The 13,735-nt window shown below is 40.8% G+C and carries 13 protein-coding genes; 2 read left to right on the forward strand and 11 right to left on the reverse strand.

The annotated features are described in order from the left end of the window. Positions 1-11 precede the first annotated feature (11 nt). Both NAF01_RS14460 and NAF01_RS14465 read right to left on the reverse strand, forming a co-directional pair. Positions 12-629 carry a hypothetical protein gene (locus tag NAF01_RS14460; RefSeq protein ID WP_250800626.1) on the reverse strand — a complete coding sequence of 206 codons (618 nt, stop codon included), beginning with the start codon at positions 627-629 and terminating at the stop codon, positions 12-14. Positions 630-658: 29 nt separating this feature from the next. Then, entirely contained in the window at positions 659-1,624 is a 966-nt protein-coding gene (locus tag NAF01_RS14465; protein WP_250800627.1) for a hypothetical protein, read from the reverse strand. A gap of 305 nt (positions 1,625-1,929) precedes the next feature. On the opposite strand from NAF01_RS14465, the gene NAF01_RS14470 reads away from it, so the two are divergent. Continuing rightward, positions 1,930-2,394, forward strand: a complete 465-nt coding sequence (locus tag NAF01_RS14470) for a hypothetical protein (RefSeq protein ID WP_250800628.1) — start codon at positions 1,930-1,932, stop codon at positions 2,392-2,394. Positions 2,395-2,404: 10 nt separating this feature from the next. On the opposite strand, the gene NAF01_RS14475 is transcribed toward NAF01_RS14470, so the two are convergent. The 9 genes from NAF01_RS14475 to NAF01_RS14515 all read right to left on the reverse strand — a co-directional run bounded on the left by NAF01_RS14475 (position 2,405) and on the right by NAF01_RS14515 (position 12,852). After that, positions 2,405-3,526, reverse strand: coding sequence for a hypothetical protein (locus tag NAF01_RS14475; protein WP_197216229.1), 1,122 nt, complete (start codon positions 3,524-3,526; stop codon positions 2,405-2,407). 17 nt (positions 3,527-3,543) lie between these two features. Continuing rightward, positions 3,544-4,566: a Nif3-like dinuclear metal center hexameric protein gene (locus tag NAF01_RS14480; RefSeq protein WP_250800629.1), complete on the reverse strand. Its 1,023-nt coding sequence runs from the start codon at positions 4,564-4,566 to the stop codon at positions 3,544-3,546. A 129-nt stretch (positions 4,567-4,695) separates the two neighbouring features. Continuing rightward, the gene (locus NAF01_RS14485) at positions 4,696-5,058 is read right to left on the reverse strand and encodes a Na-translocating system protein MpsC family protein (protein ID WP_019382235.1); all 363 of its coding nucleotides are present in this window, start codon (positions 5,056-5,058) and stop codon (positions 4,696-4,698) included. Positions 5,059-5,231: 173 nt separating this feature from the next. Further along, positions 5,232-6,407 (reverse strand): metal-dependent hydrolase family protein, encoded by a 1,176-nt coding sequence (locus tag NAF01_RS14490; RefSeq protein ID WP_250800630.1) that lies wholly within the window; start codon positions 6,405-6,407, stop codon positions 5,232-5,234. Between the two features lie 69 nt (positions 6,408-6,476). Then, positions 6,477-7,607: a M24 family metallopeptidase gene (locus NAF01_RS14495; RefSeq protein WP_250800631.1), complete on the reverse strand. Its 1,131-nt coding sequence runs from the start codon at positions 7,605-7,607 to the stop codon at positions 6,477-6,479. Between the two features lie 26 nt (positions 7,608-7,633). Next, a complete protein-coding gene (locus NAF01_RS14500) occupies positions 7,634-9,040 on the reverse strand; it encodes a sodium:solute symporter family protein (protein WP_250800632.1) in 1,407 nt (468 codons plus the stop codon). Positions 9,041-9,222: 182 nt separating this feature from the next. Continuing rightward, positions 9,223-10,407 (reverse strand): metal-dependent hydrolase family protein, encoded by a 1,185-nt coding sequence (locus tag NAF01_RS14505; RefSeq protein WP_250800633.1) that lies wholly within the window; start codon positions 10,405-10,407, stop codon positions 9,223-9,225. Positions 10,408-10,518: 111 nt separating this feature from the next. Then, positions 10,519-12,093, reverse strand: a complete 1,575-nt coding sequence (locus tag NAF01_RS14510) for a PucR family transcriptional regulator (protein WP_250800634.1) — start codon at positions 12,091-12,093, stop codon at positions 10,519-10,521. Between the two features lie 162 nt (positions 12,094-12,255). Beyond that, positions 12,256-12,852 carry a LysE family transporter gene (locus tag NAF01_RS14515; protein ID WP_250800635.1) on the reverse strand — a complete coding sequence of 199 codons (597 nt, stop codon included), beginning with the start codon at positions 12,850-12,852 and terminating at the stop codon, positions 12,256-12,258. Between the two features lie 113 nt (positions 12,853-12,965). Between NAF01_RS14515 and NAF01_RS14520 the strand changes: the two genes are divergently transcribed. Next, complete coding sequence (locus NAF01_RS14520; protein ID WP_250800636.1) at positions 12,966-13,523, forward strand: helix-turn-helix domain-containing protein; 558 nt, start codon at positions 12,966-12,968, stop codon at positions 13,521-13,523. Positions 13,524-13,735 lie beyond the last annotated feature (212 nt).

Below are 13,735 nucleotides of genomic sequence, written 5' to 3' on the forward strand. Positions count from 1 at the left end.
GCCATTTCCTATTAGGATTCGTCCCCTGCTTCTTCCATCGCATCCGGATAAATGACCTCATTAAATACCTCGCCTGTCGCAGTATCCTTCACCAATATCTTTACTTCATAATCCTCAGGATCAACACCATTGAATAGCTGATAAAACATTCCGGAAAGCCCCAGTCCAAACACCGCAAATCCATCAAAGCTATTTTCATAAGCTTCTCTGTCGACTTCCAATGTAAACTCTGAAAAGTCCTTGTTATTCGTAACTTCTTTCACAGAAGGGTAATCTTCACCATTCTTCGTATCGGCAATGGTTTTCTCCAGTTCGGTCTGCATCTCTTTCATCATTTCTTTATGCTTAGCTTTAGACATTTTATACGTGACTGAGCCATCATCATTCTTGGTGACTTTAATGCCCTCTTTTTCGGCTTCTGCAATGGAGCTATCTGCATCTTCTCCTTCGAACATGGAAGCCGGCAAGGTTACCTCAACGTTTAATAGGCCTTTATCAACTTCAACGGCTTCACTTTCCTCAGTCTTTTTTTCAGTACCAGCCTCTTTTTTACCTGCCATCTTTTCACCATTAGAGCATGCACTCAACATAACAATCATAACTGACATAAATACAATAAGCTTTTTCATCGTTTATAATCCCCTTCAAGATAAATTAATTAATACCCTGTTCCAATTCTGATATCAAGGCCCTTTGCCAATTCCCCTTGCCCATCTTCATATAAGGATGAGGGAATCATTCCCGTAATAGTTACGTACTCTTCGGTTTGCTTCAGTGTTTCAAATAGTTCAGCAAATTCTTTCCTGTCAAAGTACACAGTCCATTTCCCTCCTGTTGACTCATCCCATACCCCTACGGCAAAGTGAGTTTTTTCAAGGGAGATAAAACCATAGTTATAATACGTATCCAGACTGGCGGTACCGGAGATTAAAAACTCTTTATCCAAATGATTTTCCATATCATACAAAACATCCTGTGCCACCAGATCCAAACCATTTTGGCTTTTATATTCTTCAGCTGCCTGAACAACTGAACCTGCTTCGTTTGAAACAGCCTGTTCTCCACCCAAGATCACAAATTCAACACCAAGTGCCAATGAATCCTGGCCATCTTCATATTGTGCTTTTGGGATTACAGCCGCTGCTGCTATATAGGTGTCGCCTTTTTTCAGTGTTTCATACAAATTAGAAAACTTGGATCGGTCAAAATACAAAACCCAGCGGTCAGCATACCCTGCACCTTCGTCCTCTACACTGACAGCAAAATGGGATTGTTCAAGATTGCTAAATCCATAGTTGTAATACGTATCAAGACTCGCATTTCCCATTATGGCAAACTTTTGATCTGAGTTATTTTGCATATCAAACTGTACATCCCTTGCTTTCAACTGAATATTTTTTTCTTCCATAAAACGAGTGAACAATTCATCAGGGTCCACTGCTTCTTCAACCTCTTCTTGTATCTCCATCTCTTCAGCAGCTTCTTCTTTCTCTTCAACAGCTTCCACATCAGCAGCCTCTTCTGATTTCACTGATGTTTCATGATTCTCCTCACTTCCGCATCCGGTCATGGCAATTAAAATTGATGGAACAAGCATTAAACCCATTAACACTTTTATTCTCATTAATATAACTCCCCTTCCATTTCCTTACCAATTATCTGGTACATATCAATCATAACAAGAAGGGTGCACAAAAAATCGGCAGGGTAGGAAAAGAAACACAGCATACTTTTTTGCATGCTGCATAAAGGCTAAATTATTTTTCTTAAGGCGGTACTCCAAGGGATTGGGATCTTAACAGACCAGTTCTCAACAAAAAGAGGGTTCGTGAGCAATAGCTATCATAAAGAATCGATGGAGACATAGCAGATATTTTTTCTTCCTCGAGCATAAACATCAGTATCGAGCAGCAGGAAAGAGGGATAGCCATGTCCTTGATCGGATTTGAACTGATAGCCAAAAGAGCATGGACGATTTTGCCTGGCCACACTTTTTCGATGTCCATTTTTTGGAACAAAAAAAAGATCCCTTCCTCCATCGGAAGAGATATCTATCATGAATCTGGACTGATCCTCCCTGATAAAAGAATTGCAGCTACCGGAAGGATCCACCATCTGTCTGATCATACAATAAATCACTATGAACCCTTACAAACAGCACCTTGTAAACTTATTTGCCGTCCTGATTTTTCCCTGGATGATCTTAAGATTGAACTTCTTGCGCCGATGAAAGGGATTATGGAACCTTTTCATCAAACGGCCGTTCTTTTCTTATGGAGCGAGGAAAACAATCTTTTAAGAAAAACAGAGCTCCACCTGGACCCCCAATCATTTGAGAAGAAGCGTCCGGATCAATATTTTATTGATCTCTCTTTTTTGTTGGGTAAAATTTAATCTTCGAGCATTAAACCAATATCGGCGTTAAGAAATAAACAATTAAAAAGGCTGTCAATATACGCATGACGATTCCTAGTACAGCCGCTCCCATTGCCTCCTTTTCACTAAGGTCAGAATTAGCTGCCCATATAACCGGAATTTGACCAAAGATTGTAGACAAAGGTAAGCCGGATGAAGCTAATACGAATGATCCGATGACCAAACGCGGATCCAATGAACCCGCAACTTCTGATAACTGGGCCATGGCCAGCGCAGGGCTTGCCAAAATGGAGAGAATTCCGGTCTCTGGATGAATATTAAGAGCTAACAAAACGGCTGATAAGCCGGATTCAAATTTTGACCAAATCCCGATGTAGTCCAAAACACCAATAGCAGCAAACACGACAGCGGCAGCCGGTATAATGAGAAGGAATAAAAGCTCTGCTCCCTCCCTGGCTCCATTAAATAAAGTGGGTAAAAAGCCAGTCTTCGGTGTAAATTGAGGCAGCTTTGCAATTTGGACAGCTTTCGTATCCCGGTAAATGGTTTTAGAAAGCAGGAACGGGACAACAATGACAGGCATGAAGACAGCCAGCACAACCACGACAAAGGCATTGGCCCCTACTGCCGTTAAAGCAACCATGCCTAACATAAATGTAGCAAAAGACTGCTGCGATTGAACCATAGTGGCTACCGCTATTTTCTGCTCTGCTTTTGTTGCTCCCGAACGGATTAAGATCGGTCCGGCAATTTTCCCGGCAGCATTAATATCACCAAGAATATTATATATACTTGGAATGATAACAGCCGAATTCACTTTCATCAGCTTTGTAACAGGAATGAATATCCGAATTAGCGCATCCGTAAATCCCAGCCTTTCCAGGACCCGGCCTATAATGACACTGACAATAATGGACACTCCTACCGTGCCGGTTAAGAATATCTCTACGATGACCGGGAAAACCTGGTCGACAATGGAAGTAAATAACCCGGCTAATGTGCCTGGCGTGATTAACAATACCAGCAGTGAGATAATGACCAAACCCAGACCGACTGCTTCAATTCGTGTCCATTTTCTCGTTAAAGGAATCGGAACACTATTCTCTTCTATTTCTAAATTTTCTTGTACTAACGATTTAACCTCGCTCATCTACCTGCACCCCTTTTTTATACTGTTTGGACAGCCGTTTTTTTCAATAGATAGCCTTCAGCCATTTCTTCTGCATATTTCTTTAACTGAGGAGATCCCATTTCATTTAAGGATATGCTTGTCACACGTTCCCGGAAAACAACAACTTCAACATCAGGCAGCAGTCTGTCCAAGGCATAAGCTAAAGGTAAACCATTTTCAAGTATTTCTAACACATGGCAATTTCCGATAATAAAATTAAGTCCTAACTCCTTAGCTGTTTCAATAAGGGGATGTCCGTCATAAACCCGGCTAATGCTAGCGAGAACTGTGTCAGCTTCCGGGTGTTCCTGGATGGCTTGACGCAAATGTTCCGGGGAAAATCCTGTATGCGGGAAAATGTGCACAATATTGTTCACGGGGCTTGTCTCTTCTCCATGAACAATTCTCCCGCGTGTCACTATACTAGTTTCAGACAGAGATGAACTATGGCGTATTTCCTTTTCCGTATGTAACAATTCCTCTTCATCTCTCAGACCCATAAAATGGTCCAGCCGTGTTAAAATATCCCCCAGCGTTTTCACATCAGGGAGCACTTTCCCTGCATATAAAATATTTCCGTGTACGCCTCCATAAGAAACCTCTGTCCGGTATACCTGATGGCCGTGCAAAAAAGGAATGCCAGGATGTAATCCATGGAAAGCTTCATGCAGTTCAAATGCAGCGACATTATACAAATCCAGATAGTTTTTCAAGATAACTCCACCTGAATTAGCCGCTTCAGCTATCGGATGATGAGCAACAATGGCATCGACACCAGTGGCGCCGGCAAGTTCGATAGATCCTTCTGTCATTGTCATAGCAACTGCTACTTTTTTTACCTCCTTCTTCATTTCACCATAAACAAGACCAGGCGTTTCAATGATTTCTTTCCCGGGAATGTTGGAAGATTTCATGATGACAAAGGGATGCTCCCCTCTCGTAATGTCATTCAGAGATTTAATCACTCTTCCTCCTGTCAGCTCATCCAGCGCAATCAATACATCTTCTACTGTTTTCATAATGTTGCCTCCTCTATTTTTTTATAAAAAAAACCGTCAGCACAATACAAACAGACGCTAGTCTGAAAGCTTGTACTGACGGTTTTTATGCACTCTTAAGAGTTCATTTGACCAGTCACCATTATTTAATTACCTTGAAATATAGGCACTTGTATCCTGATCAAGGGTAATGATCGTTCCTGAGAGTTCAGTAACGGGATCATAGTCCTTTAAAATAGAAAGTACCTTCATCCCATATTTTTCTTCCAGGACATTCCTTAAATGTTCCTTATAGCTATCTATGATGGCAATGTCAGTCATTCGGGTTACAAAGCGATTAATCTCGTCCAAATGTTTAAGAGATGGAATTCTCTTATGATTGGCGAAAATTAATATCTTATCCCCCAAAAACTCGACTCTTTGACTTTTGACGCCAATGTTAAACAAAAGAAGATTGATATTGTTATAGTCCTTGATCAGTTCCTGTTTAAATGGGCCAGCAGTCCAACTCATTCACTCACACCATCTTTTTGAAATTTCAGAATCCTTCGATAAATAGAATTTATCATAGTTAATTCTATCTGTAAAGTGTTTATATTAAAAATATATTTTACTAGATAAATCACCCTTCAGAGGCTAGTCACCTGGACACTGCTTATTTCTCCTGCTTTTCAAGGTTCTTATTGTTATGCTTCATAAGCAGCTTCTCCCCTGCATACAACCATCTTTATACTTTCTAAATTACTCAGGCACTCAAGCGGATTTCCTTTAAGCAAAATCAAATTTGCCCTGTATCCCTCTTTAATTTGCCCAACGTTACGTCCTAAGATTTTCCCGGCATTTACTGTAGCTGTTTTTAGCACCTTTTTCGCATCAGGAACAATCTCATTCATGGTATACAATTCATCCAGCAGCGCCCGGTGAGAGGTGCATGGTGAACCCGCATCTGAACCTGCCCCAATTAAAATATTCCGGTTAAAATAGGTTTCAAATGCATTTCGGTGAATGCTGACAATTTCCTCAGCTTTGTCTCTTGCATAAGAAGGAATCCCATCCTGCGTTGCAATTTGCTTGTAGACGAACAATGTCGGAATCCAGGCGGTTTTCCGTTCTTCCATTAAGGCAGCCAATTCATCATCCAGAAAATGACCATGCTCAATTGTATCCACACCAGCAAGAACCGAATTAAGTATTCCCTCACGGCCAATCGCATGGGACGCCACTTTAAGTCCAAAACGGTGTGCCTCTTTACAGATGACTTCCTGCTCTTCCAAGCTAAGCTCTGCATGGCCGACCTGTTCCCCTTCTATTCTTCCATAGACCCCGCCGCTTGCACTTACTTTAATTACTTCAGCACCCTTAAAAATTTGTTCGCGTACTCCTTTTAATGCCTCATCCTTCCCATCGACAAATCTTGCCCAGAACGGATCATGCCCGCCTGTCATGGTTATTGTTTTTCCGCTGGCAATGACATCAGGTCCTGGAATAAGCCCCCTTTTGATCCCTTTTGCCACATGCAGCGCAATGTCATCAATGGAGCCAATGTCCCTGACAGTTGTTATACCGTGCTTGAGATAGGTTTGACAATTAGCAACGGCCCTTATCAGCATCTGTTCATAGCCTTCTGTTTCAGAGGTTTGAACTGGATTTAATGAACCGTCCCACATCATATGAATATGTAAATCTATTAATCCTGGAGCGAGAAATCCTCCATTTCCATCGATGACCTTTACGCCGGCTGGCAGTTTGGATTCAGGGATCATTTCCTTGATCAAACCATCTTTTATCCAAAGTGCTAACCCCTTTTTACAATCCAATTCTTCCCCATACAACAGCTGCACATTCGAAATCACAAACTCCATCGCATGTTCCTCCTATCATTTCAAAAGGAAGAAGTGTGATACTTCTCCCTTTCAAGTTTGATATTTAAGTTAATAAAGCAGGGACTCCATATCACGCGGGTATTCTGTGATTAATCGGCATCCATCAGATGTAATCAGAACAGTATCAGAGTGTCTAAAACCGCCAACCTCCGGTATATAAATCCCAGGTTCGATTGAGAAAGCCATTCCTTCCTCTACCACATCATGATGGTCATAACGCAAAAATGGCTGCTCATGTGCCGATACACCTATTCCATGTCCAGTGCGGTGAATCGCATATTTCTCAAGTCCCGCCCTTTCAAACACTTCACGGGCAACACCATCTACCTCTGAAAATTTCACACCCGGCTTAATAAAATCAATCGCACGCTGCTGTGCTTCTATAGCAGATTGAAACGCCTTTTCCTGCTCAATTGTTGGCTTCCCGACAATGACGGTTCTCTCTAATTCAGCACGATACCCATTTAGCCCGACCTGCCTGCTGTGAATAATGACATCTCCCGCTTCGATTTTTCTAGTGTTGGAGAATACGTGCGGCATAATGCTTCGTTTTAATCCGGAAGGCGACATAACCACAATATCAATAACCGAATCCGGATATTTAGCGGCAGTTGCTTCAAACAGTGCTGCATTTCCTGCTGCATCTATTTCCATTTCTGTAATTCCCGCTTGAATTTGCGCTAATGACTTGCTTACTGCCAGGTTCACTAATTGTCCGGCCTCCTCCAGCATGTGAATTTCTTCTTCATCTTTGATAAATCGCATGTGATAAATGAATTGCCCGATGTCAACCACCTGATAGCCTGATTGCTGAAGATAAAGAAGAACCTCACCCGGAATAAAGGCTAAATCAACACCAATTTTTGTAGAGTCAGGACTTTGTTTTACCAACTCACGTATATGCTCCATATGCGAAGTCTCATCCCTGCCGGCCCGAGGATGTTCATAATAGACGAGTACATCATCTGCGTGTGAATGTTCCAAGGCATGGGTTTCTTCAAGGCCAGGAACAATCATGGCTGTCTTTTCCTGTAAATGAAAGATGATGGGCCGTGAATAAATTAAAGCCTTAAAATTCGTTAAATAAAATTGATGGTCAGGATTAAAGACAAATACGGCAGAAATGGCTTGTTCTTTCATATACTCTTTCAATCGATTGATTCGTTTCGTTGAATTCACGCTTTCCAACTCCTTTTAAAGTCATATTAGCTTGTATGATCAGTAGTGAGATCTGTTGTGACGTTTTTATTTCTCGTTGCCAAACTGACAATGATGAGTGTTAAAACGGACAATGGCAAGGCAAACAGGACACTATTCCAATCTAAAGGACGGTCAAGACCGATTTCCCAAATCATCGTTGCAGAACCACCCACAAGCATGGAGCTGATCACGCCTGCTTTTGTTGCATTCTTCCATAATACGGTTGCAAGAATGGCTGGAGTTAAGGATGCGCCATACATCGTATACGAATACATTTGGATGGCCAGAACACTTGGGAAGAATTGCCCTAATACATACGCAAGGACCCCTAAAACCACGACAATCATACGGTTGTACCATAGAAGTTTGCTTTCTGATAGCTTGCTTTTACTTGAGCGCTGGATTAAGTCACTGACAATATTTCCTGAAGCTGATAACAGATAAGAAGTGGCTGTTGTGATTATAAAGGCAACGGCTGAACAAAGAATAAGCAATCCGATTACAAGGGGCACACCATCAATCGCAAGCGATAGTATAGCTGTATCAGGCTTGATTTCTGGAAAAAGTACAATGGAGGTAGTTGCTAAGATGATGGTTAAACTAATGACAAAAACACTGCCAACAAAAAAGCCGATAGTGGATTTTCGGGCTACGTCCGGATCTTTCGCAGCGGAAAATCGCTGATACATGTTTTGATCACCCAGAACGAGCAGAAACAATGGCAGGAAGAAGCCGAGAAGCTGAGGAAATGATAAGCCGCCATTCCAGGATTTATTCATTTCAGGCAAAGATAGAGATAATCCTTCAAATCCCCCAACAGCATTCAGTGCAAAGGGAACCCCGAAAAGAAAGCCAATAATAATTAAAATGGCACTAAGTGCATCCGTATACGCAACTGAAAATAGCCCGCCGCTTACCGTTAAGAAGATAACCAGTGCACACATAATGATGGCTCCTATTTCCAGTGGAATGCCTGTGGTTAATTGCAGCACATAAGCTCCGCCTGTAAACTGGTAGGCTGTGATTCCGACAAAGGCAAAGATGATAATAACGGATGATATATAAAGAGCTGCTTTTCCAAAGCGCCGTTCCAAAAGATCTGGTACTGTATAGATTTCAATCTGGCGGATTTTAGAAGCGATAAAATATAAAATAATAGCTCCAACAATTCCGCCTGACAGATTGAAAATAGCGGCAAACGGTCCGTATTGGTAAATAAAGCTTGCTCCGCCGACTACAGTTCCAGATCCAACAAACGTTGCAAGAAGAGTACCCATGACGACGAACAGAGGCAGGCTTCGTCCTGCAACCATGAAATCATCACTGTTTTTCACCGATTTTTTTGCGAAATACACACCAATTAACGCCATGAAAACCAGATAAATCACAACTGCAACTAAATAAATGTTCAATAAGCTCACTCCTTTTACTATTTTTATATAAGGCTGTGTGGAAGCTTAATGCAGATTTAATCTTGAAACAGTGATCCATGTTTCCTAATGAATATTCTTTTAGGAGGCATGTATCCAAGGGAGACTCCACAATCGCAGAGCCCCGTTACAGCTTACAGGATCCATGACACTATAGTTGTACGTTAGTTGACCAAAACACCATTTTTCATCACAAGCTTGTCTCCCCGCAAACTATTTAAATCATTCAGCGGATTGCTGTCTGCAATCAGCAAATCTGCGTACTTTCCAGGAGAAATACTGCCGCGCTGATCTTCAATCCCGAGACATTCAGCGGCAACACTCGTTGATGCTTTAATGACTTCCATTTCTGACATTCCCGCTTCATGCATAATCGTTAATTCATCAAAATAATAGCGGGGCGGGGTTAATGGAGAGCCACAATCAGTTCCTGTTGCAATCTTCACTCCGATTTGAACAGCTTCCTGCAGCATGCAGAAATGCGGTCCCACTACTTGCTTCGCTTTTTCTAGAGCATATGCCGGAATGTCCGGGCTGCTTATAAGCTGTCTCATGACGGCCATTGTCGGAACCAAAAAGGTTCCCTGATTTTTCATGATTTCAAGAGCCTGACGATCTGCGTAAATTCCATGCTCGATTGTGTCAATCCCCACCTCTAAACAATTCATGATCCCTTCAATTCCATCTGCATGTGCAGAGACCTTCTTATTTTTCTTTAGTGCCTCTTCTTTTGCTGCACTCAGTTCCTCTATTGTTAATTGAACGGAACCGGGCTCTTCCCCTTTGGTATAAATACCGCCAGTTGCCATCACTTTCACCAGGTCTGCCCCTTCCTTGAGCACCCTTCTTGTATTCTTGCGGACTTCATCCGGCCCGTCAGATTCATAGCCTAAATAATAGACATGTCCGCCTGTCATACAAATAGGTGCACCAGCAGCAATAATGGTAGGGCCTGAAAGCAAGCCGGAATCAATGACATTTCTTACATGTAATACGGTTCGATCCGGTGCACCCAAATCCCTGACCGTAGTGACGCCTAATTTCAGTGTATCCAATGCATGCTTGTAGGCTTCCAAAGCGATTCTGTCATTCTCTTCATTCTTTATGAGGGATTGCGGGTCTGCACTGCCATTCCAAACGAGATGCACATGACAGTCAATCAGACCGGGAAGTATATATTTTCCGGTGCAATCAATGACTTCAAACCCTTCTGTATCACCTGGCTCCCCTTCTTTAACCTCAGTAATTCTTCCGTTCTCAACCTTGATGTACGAATTCTCCACCACTTCATCATTAAGTCCGTCAATAATGCTGCCACCTTTTAAGATCCAATTCGTGTCTGTTGGCATTTTGAAGCCCTCCTATTGTGTGATTATTCAAAATCATAACAATAGAAAGATTATTTATCATTGTATACTACAAACAAAAAAGAGACAGTAATTTGTCCCTTTTAAACAATTCTATTGAAATCGATCTGCTTTTTGTTTAAATCTGTATATGGAAAAGGCCATTATGAGCATTGAATAATGGGATGGGTTTTGAATATCCACATGCATCAATTCGGTTATTTTTTGCAATCGGTACTTTACTGTATTAGGATGCACAAATAATTCGCCGCTCGATTTTTGCAGATTGAAAAAGTGTTTTAAGTATGTATATAGTGTCTCGGTTAAGGAAGCATTCTTTTCCAAATCATAGGCAATCAATGGACCCAGTAATTCTTCATCAAAGTTTTGAAACAAATGATGGGATTGTAAATTGTAGGCAATTTTTTCAATCCCCATCTCATCCCAGAACACCAATTGTACATCATGAAGGTGACCATGCAGCAGCCCCATAGATGATTGGTCATACATAGCTTTGATTTTGCTGCAATGGTTCACCTTGTCTATCGCACTTACACCTATACGGATTCCAGGGTAGTCTGTCAGAATAGTCGCTACCCTCTCTCTTTCTAATATCGAATCGATCACCCCGACGATTTTTCTGTTATAAATCCATAATCGGGAATTTGTTTCATTTTCTATTAAACTCTCTGAAAGCATTTGAAGTTTTGATTGAAGTGTTTCCGGAGTGGAGGACTGCACCTGGAAAATGCATCTTACTTTCTTAAGGTCCATATAAAAGTCAGATAGATTTTTATCATCGGCCTCACCTTGGAAAATACTTTCGAGCATTTCGGTATCTTTGCTCTTTTGATAGTGAAGCAAAGTATTTTTATTATAGGCAGCTAAGCTTAAAGCACGTATACCATTCTTAATAACTTCTTCTGAAAACTTATTCGCAGTTCCATTTTGACAAATGATCAGATAGCCAAGAAAGTTCATCTTAGAAAACAGCGGCGCTACCTTGAAATTCTGATCAGAAGGAGAATCCCTTTTCACCGTAATATTCGTTTCACGATTGGTGAAGCGCACTTTTAACACGTTCTCTTTATGCTGGTTTATGATTAAATTAATCAGGTGCTTAATCTCATCTCTGGTTTGCTCTTTCGTTTTCCAATACGCAATCAAATCAAAATACGGATCTAACACGCACACAACATTGTTTATATATTCTCCTATTACTTTTACAATTGAATTCAAATCCTTTTCCAGGAGAACAATTTCCATTAGCTTTTCATTTAATCTATGTATTTTCGAAGCCTGCTCATTTTCCTTCTTATTTACCAGCTGATTATATTTCTCGTGGATGCTATAGTATGGGACCTCTTGGGGGATTTCAAAAAGCGGGAAAGAATGGGTATTGGAGTAGTCGATAACTTCCCTCGGAATTGTCTTCAATGCTGCTGTATGAAAACCAATTGCACTAATTCCGATCTCCTGCATCCATTCTAAATGGCTAATGATTTGATCCACATCCTTAAAAGCGTGAAATGTGGTCATAACAAACCCTTTTTCTTTCATGCGGGATGTTTTTTCGGTAAGCTCCATGCTTGTTAGGTAGGCGATTTCTTTATTTATACTTTGTTTGCCGCCTACCAGCAAAATATTATCCCCTTCTAACACATCTGCAAACTCGTTGACTGTAATCATTAGACTCCCCCCTTTGGAAAAATACTTATCTATGAATTTCTTATATGTATCCAATAGTTTGTTTATATTATAAAGGCAACATCTGTTAAATAAAATGAATAAAACTCATGATTTAAACAAGTATGGGGTACAGCTATTGGCTGTACCCCATTAATAAGACATTTACCGAATAAAATACCCCACAAGAACCGACCCGGCACTATACACCAGCAACAAAGCCATTATGACATTAAACTGATTTCGATACTTTGCCAGAAAGGATTGAAAAATAGATCCAAAAGCACTCCAGCAAAAGGTACTCAGAAAACCAACAAAAGCAAGGAGGATAGAAAAGAAAATCAGGCTCGCATGGGATGTGTGGTATGGGAGGATGAAGGTTGATATAACGGTAACCCCATATAAAATCCCCTTTGGATTAATAAATTGCAAAAGCATCCCAATTAAAAAGCCGTTATGCTTCCCATCCTTATGGTTTGGATCATCCGATTTACTGGTCATAATCTTAAATGCCAAAAACAGCATATAAATAACTCCAATGATGGTCATAATCAATTCAACTCTCGGAATGTATTGATGAAGCAATAGATTAAAATAGCTGCAAAGTATCATAATGACAAAGAAACCGGCGCTTACCCCTAAACAAAATCGAATCGTATTTCTTAACCCAAACCGATTGGCAAATACCATGGCCATAATATTGTTTGGACCTGGAGTAAAGCTGGTAACAAAAACATATAAGAAAAAAGATAATAAAGACATAGCTCCTTTCCCCCTCCGCATGTATGTTATAATGTACAAAAACGACAGTATAACGATTTACTACATATTGTATATCACGGACGTTATATTGTACACACGAAAGGAATGCAGCTATGGAGGAAATTCATTTAATTCTTGCTAAAAATTTAAAAGCATATCGAGAAAATAGAAAATTAAGTTTAGAGAAGGTGGCCGAATTAACGGGAGTTAGCAAAACGATGATCGGCCAAATTGAACGGGGCGAATCAAGCCCAACGATTACAACGATCTGGAAGATTGCGAACGGTCTTAAGATTTCATTTACCTCACTGATTAATCATCCCCAGCCGGATACGCAGCTTGTTTTAAAAAAGGAAATTCAGACATTATCAGAAGATCATGGCAGGTATCGGGTATACCCTTACTTTCCTTTCGAAAATGATAAGCGCTTCGAAGTGTATACCGTTGAAATTGACAAAGGAGGATACCTTAGCGCTGAACCGCATATCGAGGGAACCGAAGAGCTGATCGTGGTCTTTGACGGGGAAATAACCATACGGGTTAATAACGATGAATATACGTTAGAAAGCGGTGACTCCATCAGATTCAAAGCGGATAGACCGCATACCTATCATAATTCAGGGAAATCATTGGCACGTGTCAGTATGATCTTATTTTATCCGGCAGAATAAAAGAATTCCTATGATTGGCGAAAATTTAACTGAAAGCTTAAATTGACAAACCCTTCCGCACAAAAAGCAGCCTCCCGGGGCTGCTTTCCTCGGTTAATATTCCCCACAGCATATCATCAACCTGTTTGATAAAGAAAAGCTTAATGGTTTGCGTAACGTTGTGTAAGTGACATTATAATTGGTTGGATGTAAGGTCCTGCATTTTCTAAACC

This window comes from Cytobacillus firmus (genome assembly GCF_023657595.1).
In the GTDB taxonomy this organism is placed as follows: Bacteria; Bacillota; Bacilli; order Bacillales; family Cytobacillaceae; genus Cytobacillus; species Cytobacillus firmus_B.